This window comes from Hominenteromicrobium mulieris (assembly GCF_046197855.1).
Lineage (GTDB): Bacteria > Bacillota > Clostridia > Oscillospirales > Acutalibacteraceae > Hominenteromicrobium > Hominenteromicrobium mulieris.
The window spans coordinates 354,688-372,119 of sequence record NZ_CP173188.1; the positions used below are offsets into that span (position 1 = coordinate 354,688).

The following is a 17,432-nucleotide window of genomic DNA, read 5'->3' on the forward strand; positions in this document are numbered from 1 at the left end:
ACATGGAAAAGATCACGGAGCACTCTAAAGATTTTCACCGCACCGAAAACCTCTACGTCCGCGCGTTCCCCGCAAACGAGCGTACGCCCATTTGCGGTCTCATGCGGCACGACGGCCACGATTTCGTCGGCTTCTACGACAAAGACGAAAACTTCTGCGGCTTTGCAAGCCTGCTCACCTACGGCGGCATCACGCACATTCTGTATTTCGCCATCGATGAGCAGTATCGCGAGCACGGCTACGGCAGCGAAGCGCTAAAGCTCATGCACACGCTGTACCCGAAAAACCGCTTCATCGCCGACTTGGAGCTCGACATTCCTACCGCCGAAAACGAGCCCCAGCGCCACCTGCGCCGCGCATTCTACCTGCGCAACGGCTACACCCCGTCCGAGGTACGTTACATCTGGCAGGGCGAGCAGTACGAAATTTTAGTCAGCAGCGGAACCATCACAAACACAGAATTTGAAAACTTTTGGGATCACTTTCCAAATGATGAAGATCGGTGATCTTCATCATTTGTGATCACGGACAACTGATAAAAACAGACAGACTTCAACAAAACGGTCCGGATCGTTTTTGATGAAGACCGATAAAAAGGAGCCCGCCATGACCCAAAGAACCCCCGAAGAAATGATGAATCTCATCCTCTCCCGTGCCGAAAACGACGCGCACATCCGTGTCGTCGGCATGGAAGGCTCGCGCACGAATCAAAACATCCCGAAAGACCGTTTTCAGGATTTCGATGTCACCTATTTTGTCGATGACCCCGCGCTCTACACCGAAGACGACACATGGGTAAATGTCTTCGGCGAGCGCCTCATCATGCAAAAGCCCGAGGACATGGAGCTTTTCCCCGCCGTCGAGGATGGGTACAGCTTCTTGATGTTCTTCACGGATTACAACAAGATCGACCTCACGATTTTGCCCCTCACCGCGCTCGAAGACTATTTAAACGGCGACGGTCTGCGCGAGATTTTGCTCGATAAAGACGGTCGCGTCGAAGAAAAGCCCACCCCTACAGACAAAGAATATCACATTCAAAAGCCCGGCGCCCGCAGCTTTGACGACTGCTGCAACGAGTTCTGGAATATCACGATATATGTCGTCAAGGGCCTCTGCCGCCGCGAGCTGTTATTCGCCATCGACTTGCTTGCGATGATGCGCAATGAACTTCTTCGCATGCTCTCGTGGCAGGTCGGCAGCGCATACGGCTTCACGTTCAGCGTCGGCAAAAACTATAAATTCATCGGTCAATATCTCCCCGCAGAGCAGTGGCAAGCGCTTCTTTCCACGTATCGCACAGATTCTGTGGAAAACACATGGCGGTCGCTTTTCACCTGCCACGAGCTCTTCCGAGATGCTGCCAAAAATTTCGCCGCAAAATACGGCTACACCTATCCCGATTACGACGAAAACGTCTCCCGCTACGTCCGCGATATGTACGCGGAATACGAAGCAAAATAACGCCTCTCCCCAAAAGAGTCTGCAAAATTCCCCGAAAATCGCCCGCCGCAACTCAAAATTGCGGAAATTCCAAGTTGACATGGTGGCTTTTCCCACGGTTTTCGTATAAAATGAGCCCAGCAAAAGGAGGTCTTCCGTATGACCATAGGAGCCAAAATCGCCGCTTGCCGCAAACGCGCCGGCATGTCGCAGGAAAAGCTCGCAAACGAACTCAACATCTCGCGCCAGGCGGTTTCCCGCTGGGAAACGGGTGAAGCCGTGCCGGATACCGAAAAGGTTATTCAGCTAAGCCGCATTTTCCATGTCACGACCGATTATTTATTATTGGATATTGACGAAGCCCCGCAAAGCGCAGCCTCCGCCGAAAACAACAGAGAAACGGAACAGCGCGCCGCAGAAAAGCGAATGAAGCGCCAAAGCATGCGCATGCATTTCGGCTGGTTCCTGCTCATTTTCGGCATCATCTCGCTCAATGCAACGCTCGTCGGCGCGGGTCTTTACGCGCAGACGCTCACGGAATGGCGGACAAACCTCGGCCGCTACGGCACCGCGCTGTTCGATTCCTGGATCTTAGCACCGTTCATTGTCAGTGCCGCCCTTACCCTCTGCGGCATCCTCATTCTCATCCGTGAATACATCTTTATCGGCAAAGAGTAATAGTTAGGGCAAAATAAAAGCACGCAGGCTTAAATTCCTGCGTGCTTTTTCATTTTGTCACTACGGAGAAAGCCCGCTAAGCCGCAGCAAAGCCTGCCACGTCAGCGGCCCTACGACGCCGTTCACGTCTAACCCTTCGTGCGCCTGCACGGCCTTCACGGCATTCTCCGTTGCCTCGCCGAAGATCCCGTCTTCCGCGACCTGCGGGATAAATGCGTTTTGTGCCGCTGCGCGGTTGATGAGCGATTGCAAATCTTCCACATCCGCGCCTGTGCGTCCCCTGAGGATTGCCCGCCCGGGGTAGATAAGACGACTTACGGATTTCCCGTTTTCCGTCGCCATCGCCCGCGTGTCGCGGTAAACGGAAAGCAGCATATTCGCGCTTTGCCGGTTGAGTACGCCCGTCGGCTCCAGTCCGTACTGCGTTTGGAAGGCCATGAGCGAATTTTTCGTCCGTGCGTCAAATACGCCGTTCATCGCGGGCAGGGGAATGGAATTGTCAAAATACGCAATGATCGTCAGTAAGTTCTGCATCTGTTCTACCGCCTTGCCGCTGTCTCCCTCTTTCAGCTCCGGCGGGTAGAATCGCTCGGCATCCTCGGGCGTGATGCCCTCGCTCATCAGCTCGTTTAATTGCTTGATGCCGCTGTATATGAGCTTGATTTTGTACCATGTCGCCTTACCAACCACGCCGTCGGGCGTTAAATTGAAAATTTTCTGGAACGCCCGCACCGCATTTTCGGTCGGCAGGTCGTAATACACGCTGATCTGCGGAATGCGCGGAATCGCCGGGTAATTGTCGCCGATGCGGTTCAGCTCCCTTTGCAGCACGCGCACACTTTCGACGATGCTCCCGAGTCTTAACGCCACACCGGGGTATGATTCCTCGTTGTTCCCAACAGGTGCGTTGAACACAATGTTGATGTCATCGCCGTAGAAACGCTGTAAAATCTCATACGGCACAAGCCCCTGCCGCGCTAATCCCACCGTGCCCCACTGCGAAAGCCCCGGGCATGTCGAGGTCGTGCCGTTGCAGTACTGCGTAAAATACGGCTGCACCGTGCCTTGCTTTACGACGTAATCGTTGAAAATATGATCGACGATCTGCGAGATGTTTTCAAAAATATCGCGGTTCAAAATAAACTTCTGATCGTACTGCGTTGTCGAGGTGATGTCAAAGTCATACCCGCGGCTACGGTAATACTCCGTGTAAATGCGGTTCATTGCGTAAGAAATCTGCGCCAGAATATTCGCATGTATCGCGCTTTCCGGCCAGTTCGGGTAGATCTCGCTCGAAGCAACGTTTTTAATGTACGCCACAAACGGTACGCGCACATTCTCGGCCGGTTGGTCCGGCAGCCCAAGGTGCACCGTGATGTATTCCGGCACAACGGGCGTGTCTATATTGTTCGGCATAGCATCACCCCTCACCGACCGCCAAAAACTGCACCGGCTGTATCGACGTCACACCGGGGAAAACAGGCACCGCGCGGTAAATTTCCGTGCGGCATCCCGGGTGGCTCACGCGTATATCGTAAAGCGCATACGGCATCTCGCCCGTCGGCGACTGCGCCAACGCGTTATTCGGTGCGGGCAGCAAAATGTCGCCGAAAACACCGCTCTCGTCCGTCACCCCGGCAGAAAACCGCCGCGTGCCGTCCGCAAAGTCGTGCGTCACAAGTACCGAAGCGCCGGGGACGGGGAATGTCCGCTGTCCCGCATACGCCTGCACGCGCAGCGTGCCCGTTTTGGAGTTTAGCTGTTGAAACACCTCAAACGTGCACGCCTCGGGTGAGAGATCCTGCAAAGGATCGCGCCCCGCGCCGCCCTCCGGCGGATTTTCAATCGGCGCGTTCTCCACTATGTTCTGCTTGACGTCTCTGTCCATAAAGTCCCTCCTTTTACCTACCCCCAGTATAAGCGGCAGAGGGGAAAAGAGTGCCCACTTTCGTTCGAGTAAATCTGCCATTGCAGCGCATAACGTCACATTTAAAATGTATAATTTGTGCGCTGCAATGAGTTTAAGCCTTCTTCACCCAGTCGAGTGCAATCCAGCCGCCAGCCTTTAGTTTGCCCCAGCCGTTATGGGAGCCGGGGCCTCTGCGTTCTTCAACGATTGTGTAGCGCAGCGTATCTTTGATCTGCCCTAAAATGCCGTAGTTCGTGCTCGGACCCTTGCGGATGTTGAGCGCATCGCGGCAATTTTTACGGATGAGATAGGGGGTAAACTTGCTCGCGGCGGGCGCTTTTGCCGGCTCCATATAGCGTTTCACCATGCTCAAAAAGCGCTGCCAGCCGCGGTCGAGCGTCCTGTGCGGGCAGTACTTGCCGTCATAGTCCCGGTGCTTTGTCACCTTATCGATGCCCCAGCCGTACTTTTTGAGCAAGCTTGCGGTGAACTCGGCTGCGTTCTGCTCGGCCTTATCAAACTTTTTACCGCCCGATTTGGAATAACAAATTTCAATATGGATGCCCTCCATGTTGCCCTTGCCGTGCCCGTCGCCGCTTGCCCACGCGTTGCGGTTTTCCGGGATGCCCTGCACAATGTTTACATCGTCCACCGCGTAGTGAAACGAGATCTCAAGGTCGTTATACCGCATGTAGGAGATCTCATTTGCGGCGGGCGCATCGTTTGCCGTGTTGTGGATGACAACGCGCGTCGGTGTGCGGGTGTACGGGCATTTAATGGCATATTTGTCCTTTGGCACAAGATTTTCTTTGATCGGTACCATAGCTCCTCCTTATGCTTTTACGCCCCGGATTTTGACCTTGCTGCCCTTTGTGCCAAGGCTCAAAGGGGCCTCGACATTATAGGCATTGCAGTTTTTCAATCTCATTTCATGTGTCATGTTCGTCTTCCTTTTCGTTCACGGTGCTTTTCAGGCGAGAAAGTAATCGATTGAGGCGAGGAAAGCCCGGCACACCGATGGCGGCTAAGTTTTCCAGCACCGAGATGAGCTCGTTGATGATGAGCCAAACGGTGACGAGCAGGCCGCAGAAAAGCTCGATGTGCAGGTCGATGCCTGCCTGCTTCAGTGCGCTGTGCAGCAGGTAATCCACCGCCGCGCCTACGGCGACCATGGCCATATAGCAAAGCTTTTTGAGAATACCCTTCACGCCGATGCGCGAGCTGAGCTGTGAGAAAATATAGGCTTTTGTCATGCCGGTGAGGTAATCGAGTACCATGGCAAAAAGCAACACCAAAAGCGGCTGCGTCAGCATACCAAAGTACGAGGAAAGCCCTGCCAACACCACGGTAAAAGCGGTTTTTAACATAGTCGGTTTCATAAATTCCAAATTAACTCCTTTTCAAAGTCTCCGTTTTCACCGCGGTGCGGCACGGCAAAACGGGCGGCGTCTGCCGTGCGGAGCAGATGCCGAAATTCAGGAAAAGAAAAGAGACCCCACGACTTTGCCGCGGCAGTCTCAAATTCTTTTGACAAGGGGAAGTGTGCGCGGGGAGGATCCCCGCTTTTTAAAGGGCGAAACGGCGGAAAGCGAAACGCTTTCAATCGCCTTTCGGTGCAGACGCCGCATGTGGCGGTCCGAGTAGTGCATGCGCTCTGCAATCTCCTTGAGGTCGAGCGCACAGATGTAGTGCTGTGTCAAAATCTCACGCAAAGCGGCACTTTCCACCGTGTCTATGGCGGCTTCAATTTCTGCCTGCCTTGTGCAAAGCACGCGTATGGCGTCTTTTGCTGCGCATATCGCGTGCTCTAAGTGAAAAAGAAGATCGGTATTTCCTTCCAAAATCAGCGCTTCTTTGCGCGCTGTCAGCCGGGTGAGTTCAGCCCTGCGTACACGGAGGTCGAGCTCCGTGTAGCGGTAGGCGGATAAAAACGCCTTCACGGCGTTCAATTCTGTATCGGTCAAGACTGCACGACCTCTCGCAGGCGGTCTGCAAACTGGTCTGAAAGGGAATATATGTTCTTCACTTCTTCACGGTTCGGCAGCCCTGTAAAATTCTGCACACTGCGGCGCACGGAGGTGCTTTTCGCGCGGTGCGCAGATTTCGTTACAAGAGAGATCAAGAAAACCGCACCCTGTGCAAGCGCGATCAACAGGCAGGAAACGGCAATACTAAAGAGAAACAGAATCATAAAAATACCCCCATCCGAATTTCGCTTGTGCGTTGATGCATGGCACAGACGGTTCTGTGCGGCATATCAGCGCTTCACGAACATTTGTTTCTTTGCTATCTCGTATTATAAACAAACGTTCGCAATTTGTCAATCGAACATTCAAAGATTTTTTCGGAAAACGAGGTTTTAAAGGGCAGGTGTCTGCTTTTTGCGACACCTCAAGGAGATTTGAAAAGATGTCCTTGACAAGGGGAAAAGGGCTGAAACAGCACGACCTTCCCCCATTTTTCCGTATCCCGATTACAGTAATACGCGTGGATGCTGTTCTTTTGCGGGACGTCAAAGGCTGTTGCTGTAATGCGGGCGGTATCGGGCAGGGCGGCACGCAGATTTTCGCTGTCGCCGACGGCTGTAATGTGGATGGGCGCAAGCGCCAAAAGCTGGGGCAGCTCGCTGCGCACGATTTTGCACCGGCGCTCAAACACGACGGAAAGGCGGCTGTGTGCGACGGCGTTTTTGAGAAGCGCCGCGTCCGCGGAGGGGCGCAGTGTGCCGAGCGGCTGGGTGAATTCTTTTTCCGCGCTCATCTCCAAAAACACGTTGACGGCGCGGTTTTGACCTTCCCGAAGCTGACGGGAAAGCGCTTCTCTCTGTGCGGCAAGCGTGGTATAAACCGTGGCGGTTTCCGGGCAAAGCCGCAGTAGCGGATGACTTTCCACGCAGAAAATATGCAGCGAAAGCCCTTCCTGTTCCGCAAACCGCGCGGCGCTGCACAGCACGGAGGCCGGCACGCGCAGGTCGCTGCCCGTGCACAGAATGTGCGTGCCGTTCGGTGTAAACGAGACAAGGCCGTCGTCTTTTAAGCTATCCGCATCGGAAGCGGCGCGGTCCTTATGCAGGCATACGGAGTCGCCGAAGGTGACTTCGCCGTGCGGGAGCGCGCTCGGTACAGCACGGGAGGCGGCGTTATACCGCAGCCACGCGGTTTCGCCCGTGCCGTTTACGCGTGGCAGCAGGCTGCACATGCGCCCGATGAGGTCATCCCCGGCGTAAAAGCATTGCACGGAGACGGTGGCGCGCTCGGTTTGGCCCGCTTCGTCGTTTAAAAGCGCATGGCCGGTTTTCAGCAGCACGGCAGCCGCAATGCCGGTGTTTTCGCGCCCGGTATCGACCGCGCGGTCGCTGAAAAGGCGGCGGGCGGCGGCAGGCGGGCAGCGGAAAACAAGGCGTGTGGGAAAGTGGTCCTTCAGCTCGGCCGTGAACGTGTTGCGCGCGCTTTCGCTTACGCCGCGCTGGCTCGCCATGATGAGATGTACGCCGTAGGTGCGCCCTTTGCGGACAAGCTCGCTTAAAAGCGCGGCAGTCTCTGTGTTGCCCTCAAAAAGCGACTGGTATTCGTCAATCATAAGCAAAATGCGCGGCAGAATTTCGGACACCGCACCCGTTTCGCGCTGCACGGCGCGGTAGGTCTCATACTTGCGGATGAGGCGGCCGGTATCGGCGGAGAGCGCCGTAAAGCAGCTTTGGCGGCGGTGCAGCTCCGAGACGTAGTACCGAAGAAAGGACGCGGCGCAATCGGGGTCCTCGTTTTCAACGACGGCTTCGACCGCGGGCAGGCGCGATGCGCCGTAAAGCGCGAACTCCGCGCCCTCTTTGAAATCGGCAATGGCGAGCTTTACTTCGTCCGGCGTGTAGTTTGCGAAAATTTGTAGGGCAACGGTGTGCAGAAGTGCGCTTTTACCGGAGTTTACGTCACCGATGACGAGCGCATACGGCTTTTCTTCCGTAAACGCAAGCGTGACGGGCTGACGGGTGACATCGCTCTGGCCGATGGGAAGGAAAATGCCCGCTTCGCTGCTCTTTTTCTGCCAGCTTTCGGCATGCGGCAGACGGGCGTTGAGGGGCAGCACGGCGGCTTTTTTCATCTGCGCGGTGACGGCGGAAAGCGCTGCTGCGCGGCGGGTGGGGAGATCCTCCGGCGGGACGGTGAAAACGTCTTCGGAGATGTAAATTCCACCGTTTTTTGCGGTGCAGCACGCGGCGTTTTGCACGAGCGCGGGAAATTTCTGTTGAAAACCGTGCGGCAGGGAGATTGCCTTGCGCACGGAAACGAGCACGCGCACGCAGGTGTTGGCGCGCATGAGCCGAATAAGGTCTTCCAGCGTCTGCTCCGGGATATTCTGCTCCATGTTTTCGATGAAAACGTAGTGCATGGCATTTGGTGCATTTTCTGCGGCGGCGTGACACAAGGCTTCTGTGCCACGGGTAAATTCCTGCGTGCTGCACCAGATTTCCGCGCGGCGGCTCGGCGTAAACGCGGCGAAAACGTCTTTGTACGCATTGCCGCAGTGGGCGGGATCTGCAAGGTGCACGACGGCGGCAGGATCGCTTTTAAGCAGATCGAGCGCCAAACTGCAAAAGAGCGCGTGCGGGGCGGTGTTATCCGTTAAAAACAGCACGCTGCGGTCGAGCTTTGTACAGGTAAGCGGCGCTGTAAACATTTTGCCGGAGGGGAGCGCAAGGCGCAGCGTGCCGAGGAAAAGCGGGGCATGTCCGGCGTTTTCGGCGAAAATTGCAGCGCTTGGCGGTGTGCAGAGCACAGCGTTTGTGCGGGTAATTGCAGCTCCGGTATCGGCCTTTAATTTTTGCAGAATCTCCGCGCGGAGATTGGTACATTCGGCTTCAATCTGCCGCGTTTTGCGCGTGCAGACAGCGTGGGCGCGGGCGGTTTTTTCGGTAAACGCGGGCGCGTTTTCTATGGCCTCCGCGCAGCGGCGCATGTGCGCGTAGGCGTCGAGGATGGGCATGTAGAGCGATTTGCGGAAATCCGGAGAAACGGAGCCGATGAGCCCCGCGGCGTCCGGCAGCAAAAACGCGTTTTTGATTTTCTTTGCGCCGGCTTGAATGGCGGAAAGCGCTTTTTGCATGCGTGCAATGAGTGCTTCCGCGCGCACGTTTGCGGTGTTGTACGGCTTTTGCATGGCGGCGGAAAAATACTGCGGCTGCATGCGGTGAAAGTGCGGGTCGAGAATGTCGTTCATCGCAATCTCGGCGGCGGAAAGCAGGCTTTCGGCATCGCCTTTAAGTGTATCGTACTCGTGCGCGAAGTCTTCTAAAAGCTCGTCGGTTGCGTCCTGTACGGCGCAGACGCGGCGTTCTCTGTTTTGGTCGTTCAGGCGCAGCGCGGTGCGGGTCTCCGCTTCCATGCGGCGGAGCGTTTCATGCAGCGCGGAAAGCGAAGCGGCGGTGCCGTTTAACGTGCGGAAAACGGCGGAAAACGGTGCATTCATGGGAAAACTCCTTTTCGAAAAATTTAGCCGAACGCCATTTTGACGAGCCCGACGATGCCGAGCACGAGCACGGCAAGCGCGAGCGCCATAAGGATGGGCGCGGCCATGAGTACGAACACGGCGGCGGGCGGCGCAAAGCAGCAGATGAAGACGGTGTAGAGGTAGGCAAGCACGTTATAGCGGTGTTTTTTCGCGCCCGTTTTGCCGTAAAGATAGATGCAGAATACGGTTATGATGATAACGAGCGCTTTGGCGTGCTCAAACACGAACTGCTGTACGTAGTCCTCCAAAAAATCGAGGTGCGCGGGCGAGGTGAACGCTGTCTGCATCTCATGAAACACGCAAACAGCAGCAAAGACGGAAGCGGAAAGCGCGAAAAGCCAGTAAACGAATTGGCGCGCAAAGCTGACTTCGGGGGTCTCCTCGGCGGTGGTATCGGCAACGGCGGGGGCTGCGGTGTGCTGTGTGCGGCTGCGGTGCTCGGCTTCGCGGTCGTGGATGGTGCCGTCTTCGGCAATGTAATAATCCGGCATAAGAGCCTCCTTATCGGAACGGTTCGGGGTCGTCGTCATCGGTCTCGGCGATGTCGCCGCCGAACAGGGCATCGAATTCTTCTGCGGCAGACGCGGGGTCAAGCGGCTTTGGGCGGGCGGTCATGGCCAAAAAGCGCTGCGCGTCTTCAAGCCGTTTTTTGCGGTCTGACGCGGAGGGCTTTAGCTTCTCAACATCGAGCCCTGTCGGAAAAATCACGCCCGCAGCGGCTTTTTGCAGCTCTGCTTCGCGGCTATACAAAAGCGAAACGAGGATGGAAACGGCGGAATACAGCGTTTCTCCGAGTGATGTAGGAACTTCCAGTGCGGAAAGAGCCATTTTTGCGCACAGACCCTCCGGGCGGCGGCCGACGAAGAGTGCGCCGGACTTTACGGAATCGTTTTCCGCGTTGCAGATCTGCGCGGCGGCGTGCAGGTAGCGTGGATCAAAAACAAGGGCGTTGCGGCCGGGGAACAGGCGCAGGATAAAAAAGGTCTTCTCATCATTTAAGGTGACGTGCAGCTTCCAGCGGCGGTGCGCGGCCAGAAACTCGTAGAGGTAGCACGCGCCGGTTTCATCGGGCGCATGTTTTGCAAGCACGGTAAAGTGCGTTTTTTGAAAATATTCCTCCATGAGGGGCAGAAAATCTTCCGCGTGGGACGGGGCGGGAGACGAAATGTGGATCTCCTGCGGCTCCGGGAGCGCCTCCGGCAGTACGCCCGCGCTGAGCGAACGCAAAGCGCTGATATGCGGCGTGAGTGCGGCGAACGCGGTGCGCTCCAAAAGTTCCAGTGTGGCGCGGGAGACGGGCGCGTGCTCAAAGGCGACCTCCGTGCGGTAATAGACCTCGCACAAATTGGATTCTACACACACGACGCCGACCTCCGGCGTGATGCGCTGGCAGTAATCGGCGACCATCGGCACGTAAGACGTGCGGACTAAAATGCCGGGGTAGGCGCTTAAAAGCAGAAAGCCGAGCTCTTTATCCACGCGGGCGCAGAAAACGAGCGAGGTGCGGCCGTCCGTTTTGCGGTACAAAAAACCGGGTTCCTCGTCGAGCTTTTCAAAGCTGTCCGCGGTCTCATCCAAATATGTTTTGAGCATTTCGTAGGTTTGGGTGCTGTTTTGTGTAGGCAAAGTAAAAACCTCCTTAGATCCGTTTGTTTTCACCTTTACTACGAACGGCGCAGACGAAATTTTGAGCGCACAAAAGAAAAATGCCCTGTTCTTTTCACAGAACAAGGCATTTTAAAGTTTAAATTTAGTTTTGTGTCGGTGCGGAAGCGGTCTCTGCGGTGTTTAAAACGTGCTTTACAAGGCGGTGCGTTTTGAGGTCGATGGGATTCTGCGGGTTTTCGCATAGCTGTACGTAGCAGCGCTTTAAATCATCCGCGTAGCTTTGGAACGTCACCAGGTCGAACGCGCGCTGGCAGCACGTGAGCGCTTCTTCAATATCGGCCTTATTGCGGTAATCGCTTTCAATGACGAGCGCTGTTTTGGCGAGCGCCAGACGGTAGCTGAAGTAGCCCATGTGCTCGGAATTCTGCTCGGCGGCAGAGAACGAAAGTCCCTTTTGTGCAATGCGCAGGATGAGGTCGTATTCAAGGCTTTTCTTCAGAATTTCCGTAAGGTACAGCTTGCAGCAGTTTGCGGCGTTTAAGGGCTGCGGGCGGCCGTTTGCGGTGATTTTCTCAAAAATGACGCGGCGGAGGACGTTTTCGGCATCTGCGGTGCGGTTTTTGTCGAGCAGCACGGTGGCTTCTTTCATGTAACCACGCTCATCAAGCGGGAAAATACGCTGAAAATCACGGCAGACGGAGAGCGCTTTTTCAAAATACGCTTCGGTCTGCTCCGGCGGGCAGCACAAGGCGCGGGTGCGGCAATACTCGGCGGCGTCTTTGAAAAGCCGCGGTTCGTTCCAGTTTTCGCGCCCGAGGCTTTCGGCTGCGGCAAGATAGGTTTCGCCGTCTGCGCCGCTGCGGGCGCAGGTATTGAGCGTGATGGCGAGCAACGTTGCGCTGCGGGGATAGATTTTAAGTGCAAAATCACACACGCGCAAAGCGTCGAAATAATCGCCGAGCGCCTCAAAGCGGTCGATGAGGTTGTTGAAATCGCCGACAGTGCCGGTGATGTGGTTGTTTTCATCCGAGACGGCATCCGCAAGGCTGCGCATGAACGCGGCGCTGCCGTGCCCGCCGTGCTTTCTGAGCAAAGCGAGCGTTTCTGCGGCGGAGCAGATATGCAGTGTGTTTGGGGCGATAGTTTTAACAGGGGTTTCCATGTGGCTTTGCACCTCTTTTTATATGGGTTAGTTTGTTTTTGAACGGCTCTGGCGATCCGTTTAGGAAACCCATTGACTGGGTTTCCTACGATTTGAACGTCCCCCGGACGTTCAAATCTACCTTCCTAGTCTTGGGGTAGGCAAAAGGGTTTCGAGCTCTGCGGAGCTCGACCAAAGGCTTCACCTTTGGAATCTGACAAGCTTTTGAAAAAGCTTGAGCAAAACTTTATTCGTTGTTCCGTTGTCGGTAGATTGCGATCAAAAATTTTCGTTCAGCAGTTCAATGACATCGCAGGTTTCCGCAAGCATTTTGAAATTCCGCTCGCCGAGCAGGGCGCAGAGGATGACGAGTGCGACGCCGCGATGAACGTTGTTTTCCTCGCTGCACCGTTGCCACAGGTGGTAAAGCTCGCTTAGCTGCGGCGAATTTTGCAGCACGGCGCCGAGTGTGGTCTCAATCACGCTCGGAATCAGCATACGCTCCAAATACGTTTTGCAGTTTCGTGTAAGCTCACGCCCGCGCCAGCCGCTGTCGTTTTGAAAATCCTGCTTTAAGTCGAGGAGCAGTTCGCTTGTACCTTCGCCGCCATACAACGCTCTGCGGCCGCTTTCTTCGGGGTATGTGCACAAAATGCGTGCCCAGATGCTTTTGGGTAAAATCCAGCTGTAAAACGCGTCCTCGGCGACGGTGTCGGCTGAGCCGGGCTCCAAGCTGAGCGGCGGAAGCTTTTCAATATAGCCGACGGACTGCAAAAACCACGCTTTTTTATACATACTGTCGCCCATAAGCAGCAGATAGACCGTATCGAGCGTGAACTTCGGGGCGCTTTCCGCAAAAACGGGCGGCAGGCTTTCGCATGTTTCTTCGGTTTTGGTGGCTGTGGGTTTGATTTTTTCGACGCTTTCCGTAAACGCGTAGCCGATGCCGGTTTTGGTGGTGACGGCGCCGTTTAGCCCGGCTTTTTTCAGCAGGCGGCGCACGGCGGAGACGGTATCGTAAATGAGGTTGCTGACGTCCGAATCGACATCATACCCCCACACATGCGCGGTGATTTGCTCTTTTGTGAGCGTTTGCCCGGCGTTTAAGACAAGGTAGCGCAGCAGGCGGTTTTGCTGTGCGGTGAGGTCGATGACCGCTTTATCGTTTTTTAAAGTACCGCCCGTGGCGTTATACGTGACGTTTTGGATTTTATAAAGCTCGTCCACCGCGTTTCCTCCTTTTTTATGGATAACCCGATTATAGCATTGAATGTGCGGTTCTTCAACGCTGTTCGGCGAAAATCGAGAAAAAATCGAGACCGTTTCGGGATAGTACCGAGAACCGTTTTTTATCCTTAAAGCACAAGAAAAACGCTTTAAGGAGGAACGGATATGGCAGCGAAGGTATTTGAAAAGAGCGCGGAGGAAACAGCGTTCCGCGCGGTTTTAAAGGAAGTGTACGAAAGCGGAAAAAACAGCGTTGCTGTGTTGTGGGCGGACGCGGCCCTTTCCGCACGCTTTCAGGAAACCCTGTATGCGTTTCTTTTAAAGGACGTTTTGGGCAGTGCTGCGGCGGGCGTAAAGCTGCGCGCACTGTGCGCTTTTTGCGGCGGCGAAGCAGAGACGGCGCAGACCGAATACACGCACGAGACGTTCATCGGTCTGATGAGCCCCATTACAAAGGGCGAAAACAAGGGCGCAGTGCGCCTTGATTTATTTTTCAAAAAGGGGGAGGCGCATTTTATCCCGACGCTGTTCGCGTATGTGATGAATAATATCCTCGGCGATCGCTTTAAAAAAGCTGTGCCGGACAGCTTAGACCGTGAGCTTGAGGGCGAAGACGGCAGCATGGCGCTTGGCGCGAGTCTTGCGGGCGAAGAAAACACGGAGCGCGAGGTGCTGGGCGAGATGACGAGCGCCGACATGGTGCAGGCTGTGTACGAGACGCTGCACGACCGCCCGGACGAGCTTTTCGCCTTTGCGCACAAGCAGAACGAGGGCCAGATGGACTGCAAAACGCTTTTAAAGACGCTGCGCCGCCTGCGCACGCCCGAAAAGGTTTATCTGGATGCGATGGCGCTGCTGGGCGCTGCGGCGCAGAACAAGGCAGAGTGGGACGAAAAGGCCCTCTTACGCTTGGAACGCATTTTAAAAATGGACGATTGCCGCGCCGCCGCGGAGCTTTCCGCCTGCGCAAACCGCGCGAAAACAAGATTGAAGAAGTCTGCAGCGCTGCTTGCCATGCGGTAAGGTATGGGGTGTATAAAATCAATGCGCGTTTGGGTCGGGTGCATCGGTCAAAAAGCGGACGGGGGCAGGGGTATCGGTGTGCGTGCCGATGCACTTTTCCATCCAGATCATGTCGTACCAGCGGCCGAATTTATAGCCGCATTTTTTGAACGTACCGACCGTTTTGTAGCCGAGGTGGGTGTGAAAATCGGCACTGTTGTGGTTTAGGTACTCGTCCTCCTTGTCGATATAGCCGATACAGGCGTAAAGGTTTAAAATGCCCATATCTTTGAGGCGCTGCTCCATGGCTTCGTAGATCTTTCTGCCGAAGCCCCGTTTTTTGGCGGTGCGGTCAAGGTAAACGGTCATTTCGCATGACCAATCGTAGGCGGCGCGGCCGATGAATGATCCCGCGTAGGCGTAGCCCATGACCTTGCCGTCCGCTTCGAGGACGATGTACGGGTAGCGCAGCGTGATGCTTTTCATGCGGTGTCGGAACTCTTCGAGCGACGGCACGTTGTACTCAAAGGTGATGGCGGTGCTTTTTACGTAATAGCTGTAAATTTCCAGCAGGCGCGGTGCGTCGGAAAGCTTGGCGTCACGAATCAAAACAGTGCTCATGAAAATACCCCCCTAAAAGCTCAAATACAAATCGTAAATTTGGAAAAAGCATAGCACCGCCGGGGTGAAGTGTCAACCCGGCGGTGCTGTTTTGTGGCAAGGACGGTGTTTTCTCGGGAGTTTTTGCCGGCCTTGCCGAGAAGCGACTTATTATGACCGGAGAGGAGCGCTGCCCGCGGGAACGGTGCAGGAGAATATCCGCGTGCTTTCATGATTTGTTCACGAAAAGTTGGAAATTTTGGAATTGACTTTCCGCCAAAAAACGCATAGAATAGGCTAAAATAACATCGCGTCTATTTTAATCGCGCGCGAGAGGAGAGAGAACATGAACGAAGTGAAAACGCCGAAAAAGCCGCTTATTTTTTATTACGGCATTGCGATGGTCGTTTTGCTGCTTTTAAACATGCTGGTGATGCCACTGATTACACAGCACCAGGTGGAGGAAGTGGACTATGGCACGTTCATCAAGATGACGGAGAACAAAGAAATCGGTCAGGTGGAGATTGAAGACAACCAGATTTTGTTCACGAATAAGGACAAGAGCAAAATTTATAAAACCGGCCTTTTGAATGACGACGGCCTTGTACAGCGCCTTTACGATTCCGGCGCGGAGTTTTCCGGCGAGATTGTGGAGCAGATGTCCCCGCTGATGAGCTTTATCGTGAGCTGGGTGCTGCCGGTTGTGCTCTTTGTGGTGCTGGGACAGCTTTTGTCGCGGCAGCTCATGAAGAAAATGGGCGGCCCGAACGCCATGAAGTTCGACATGGGCAAGAGCAGTGCAAAGGTGTATGTGCAGTCTTCGGACGGCATTAAGTTTGCGGACGTTGCGGGCGAGGACGAAGCGAAGGAGAACCTTTCCGAAGTTGTCGATTACCTGCATAACCCGAATAAATATAAAGAGATTGGCGCTTCCATGCCGAAGGGCATTTTGCTTGTGGGCCCTCCGGGAACCGGCAAAACAATGCTGGCTAAGGCGGTCGCCGGCGAAGCGAACGTGCCGTTTTTCTCCATGTCCGGCTCGGAATTTGTCGAGATGTTCGTTGGCATGGGCGCATCGAAAGTACGTGACCTCTTTAGGCAGGCAAAGGAAAAAGCGCCTTGCATCGTGTTCATCGATGAAATCGACGCCATCGGTAAAAAGCGCGATAATCAGCTGAGCACGAATGATGAGCGCGAGCAGACCTTAAATCAGCTTTTGACCGAAATGGACGGCTTTGAGGGCAACAACGGCGTTATTATCCTTGCCGCGACGAACCGCCCGGAGTCGCTTGACCCCGCCTTGACGCGTCCGGGTCGTTTTGACCGCCGCGTGCCGGTGGAGCTGCCCGACCTTGCGGGCCGTGAGGCGATTTTGCGTGTACACGCGAAGAAGATTAAGGTTGCACCCGACGTTGACCTTGCGAAGATCGCGCGCATGGCTTCCGGCGCTTCCGGCGCAGAGCTTGCGAACATTGTGAATGAAGCTGCGCTGCGCGCTGTGCGTGACGGCCGTGCTTCTGCAACGCAGGCCGACCTTGAGGAGAGCATCGAGGTTGTTATTGCAGGCTATCAAAAGAAAAACTCTATTCTCACAACGCGCGAAAAGCTTATCGTTTCGTACCACGAAATCGGTCACGCGCTGGTGGCGGCGAAGCAGACGAACTCCGCGCCGGTGCAGAAGATTACGATTATTCCGCGCACGTCCGGCGCGCTGGGCTACACCATGCAGGTGGAGGACGGCGACCATTACCTGATGAGCCGCGAGGAGATTGAAAACAAGATTGCAACGTTCACGGGCGGCAGAGCCGCGGAGGAAGTCGTGTTCCATTCCGTTACAACGGGTGCATCGAACGACATTGAGCAGGCGACAAAGCTTGCCCGCGCAATGATCACGCGCTACGGCATGAGCGACAACTTTGATATGGTCGCGCTGGAGACGGTGACGAACCAGTACCTCGGCGGCGATGCTTCACTGGCGTGCAGCGCCGAAACGCAGGCAGAGATCGACAGACAGGTGGTTGACCTTGTGAAGAAGCAGCACGCGAAGGCGGTGCGGATTTTGCAGGAGAACCGCCCGAAGCTCGACGAGCTTGCAAAGTTCCTGTATGAGAAAGAGACCATCACCGGCGAAGAGTTTATGGAGATCTTGAATCAGTAAAGAATTTATATAAAACGAAAGCGCACAGCTTCTTTTCGAGGCTGTGCGCTTTACTTTTTGATATGTGTTCTTTTTAAGAGCTTGCTTTTTGAAAGCTCTTCGGGAGACCCCCTAATTGGGTCTCCCACGAGTAGACAGTCCACCGGACTGCTTAATAGCAA

General features: G+C 55.0%; 17 protein-coding genes. 5 read left to right on the plus strand and 12 right to left on the minus strand.

The window, feature by feature from the left end; all coding sequences use genetic code 11:
• Positions 1-2: 2 nt before the first annotated feature.
• The 3 genes from ACI0CA_RS01755 (at position 3) to ACI0CA_RS01765 (ending at position 2,121) form a co-directional block, all read left to right on the plus strand.
• Positions 3-506, plus strand: coding sequence for a GNAT family N-acetyltransferase (locus tag ACI0CA_RS01755; protein ID WP_412358216.1), 504 nt, complete (start codon positions 3-5; stop codon positions 504-506).
• Between the two features lie 100 nt (positions 507-606).
• Positions 607-1,464, plus strand: coding sequence for an aminoglycoside 6-adenylyltransferase (ant(6), locus tag ACI0CA_RS01760; RefSeq protein ID WP_308449231.1), 858 nt, complete (start codon positions 607-609; stop codon positions 1,462-1,464).
• 138 nt (positions 1,465-1,602) lie between these two features.
• Positions 1,603-2,121, plus strand: a complete 519-nt coding sequence (locus ACI0CA_RS01765) for a helix-turn-helix domain-containing protein (RefSeq protein ID WP_418932050.1) — start codon at positions 1,603-1,605, stop codon at positions 2,119-2,121.
• A 60-nt stretch (positions 2,122-2,181) separates the two neighbouring features.
• Here ACI0CA_RS01765 and ACI0CA_RS01770 read toward each other — a convergent pair whose 3' ends face one another.
• The 11 genes from ACI0CA_RS01770 to ACI0CA_RS01820 all read right to left on the minus strand — a co-directional run bounded on the left by ACI0CA_RS01770 (position 2,182) and on the right by ACI0CA_RS01820 (position 13,511).
• Positions 2,182-3,537: a peptidoglycan-binding protein gene (locus tag ACI0CA_RS01770; protein ID WP_418932051.1), complete on the minus strand. Its 1,356-nt coding sequence runs from the start codon at positions 3,535-3,537 to the stop codon at positions 2,182-2,184.
• A gap of 4 nt (positions 3,538-3,541) precedes the next feature.
• Complete coding sequence (locus tag ACI0CA_RS01775; RefSeq protein ID WP_412394390.1) at positions 3,542-4,009, minus strand: carboxypeptidase-like regulatory domain-containing protein; 468 nt, start codon at positions 4,007-4,009, stop codon at positions 3,542-3,544.
• A 133-nt stretch (positions 4,010-4,142) separates the two neighbouring features.
• The gene (locus ACI0CA_RS01780; protein WP_417108356.1) at positions 4,143-4,853 is read right to left on the minus strand and encodes an N-acetylmuramoyl-L-alanine amidase; all 711 of its coding nucleotides are present in this window, start codon (positions 4,851-4,853) and stop codon (positions 4,143-4,145) included.
• A gap of 106 nt (positions 4,854-4,959) precedes the next feature.
• On the minus strand, positions 4,960-5,409 hold the full coding sequence (locus tag ACI0CA_RS01785; RefSeq protein WP_446806974.1) for a holin family protein: 450 nt from the start codon (positions 5,407-5,409) through the stop codon (positions 4,960-4,962).
• Positions 5,410-5,547: 138 nt separating this feature from the next.
• Positions 5,548-5,994 carry a sigma factor-like helix-turn-helix DNA-binding protein gene (locus tag ACI0CA_RS01790; protein ID WP_176819847.1) on the minus strand — a complete coding sequence of 149 codons (447 nt, stop codon included), beginning with the start codon at positions 5,992-5,994 and terminating at the stop codon, positions 5,548-5,550.
• Positions 5,991-6,221 (minus strand): hypothetical protein, encoded by a 231-nt coding sequence (locus tag ACI0CA_RS01795; RefSeq protein ID WP_308449237.1) that lies wholly within the window; start codon positions 6,219-6,221, stop codon positions 5,991-5,993. The genes ACI0CA_RS01790 and ACI0CA_RS01795 overlap by 4 nt, the downstream gene beginning before the upstream one ends.
• A 200-nt stretch (positions 6,222-6,421) precedes the next feature.
• The gene (locus ACI0CA_RS01800; RefSeq protein ID WP_446806597.1) at positions 6,422-9,493 is read right to left on the minus strand and encodes an FtsK/SpoIIIE domain-containing protein; all 3,072 of its coding nucleotides are present in this window, start codon (positions 9,491-9,493) and stop codon (positions 6,422-6,424) included.
• A gap of 23 nt (positions 9,494-9,516) precedes the next feature.
• On the minus strand, positions 9,517-10,065 hold the full coding sequence (locus ACI0CA_RS01805) for a hypothetical protein (RefSeq protein ID WP_446807025.1): 549 nt from the start codon (positions 10,063-10,065) through the stop codon (positions 9,517-9,519).
• Complete coding sequence (locus ACI0CA_RS01810) at positions 10,037-11,161, minus strand: hypothetical protein (RefSeq protein ID WP_446806595.1); 1,125 nt, start codon at positions 11,159-11,161, stop codon at positions 10,037-10,039. The genes ACI0CA_RS01805 and ACI0CA_RS01810 overlap by 29 nt, the downstream gene beginning before the upstream one ends.
• A gap of 124 nt (positions 11,162-11,285) precedes the next feature.
• Positions 11,286-12,305, minus strand: a complete 1,020-nt coding sequence (locus ACI0CA_RS01815) for a hypothetical protein (protein ID WP_446806594.1) — start codon at positions 12,303-12,305, stop codon at positions 11,286-11,288.
• Between the two features lie 258 nt (positions 12,306-12,563).
• Positions 12,564-13,511 carry a transcriptional regulator gene (locus ACI0CA_RS01820; RefSeq protein ID WP_446806593.1) on the minus strand — a complete coding sequence of 316 codons (948 nt, stop codon included), beginning with the start codon at positions 13,509-13,511 and terminating at the stop codon, positions 12,564-12,566.
• Positions 13,512-13,676: 165 nt separating this feature from the next.
• On the opposite strand from ACI0CA_RS01820, the gene ACI0CA_RS01825 reads away from it, so the two are divergent.
• Entirely contained in the window at positions 13,677-14,534 is an 858-nt protein-coding gene (locus tag ACI0CA_RS01825) for a hypothetical protein (protein WP_446806592.1), read from the plus strand.
• A gap of 18 nt (positions 14,535-14,552) precedes the next feature.
• On the opposite strand, the gene ACI0CA_RS01830 is transcribed toward ACI0CA_RS01825, so the two are convergent.
• Positions 14,553-15,134 carry a GNAT family N-acetyltransferase gene (locus ACI0CA_RS01830; RefSeq protein WP_446806591.1) on the minus strand — a complete coding sequence of 194 codons (582 nt, stop codon included), beginning with the start codon at positions 15,132-15,134 and terminating at the stop codon, positions 14,553-14,555.
• A gap of 325 nt (positions 15,135-15,459) precedes the next feature.
• Here ACI0CA_RS01830 and ftsH point away from each other — a divergent pair, with 325 nt between their 5' ends.
• Positions 15,460-17,271, plus strand: a complete 1,812-nt coding sequence (gene ftsH / locus ACI0CA_RS01835; protein ID WP_176819838.1) for an ATP-dependent zinc metalloprotease FtsH — start codon at positions 15,460-15,462, stop codon at positions 17,269-17,271.
• Positions 17,272-17,432: the final 161 nt, after the last annotated feature.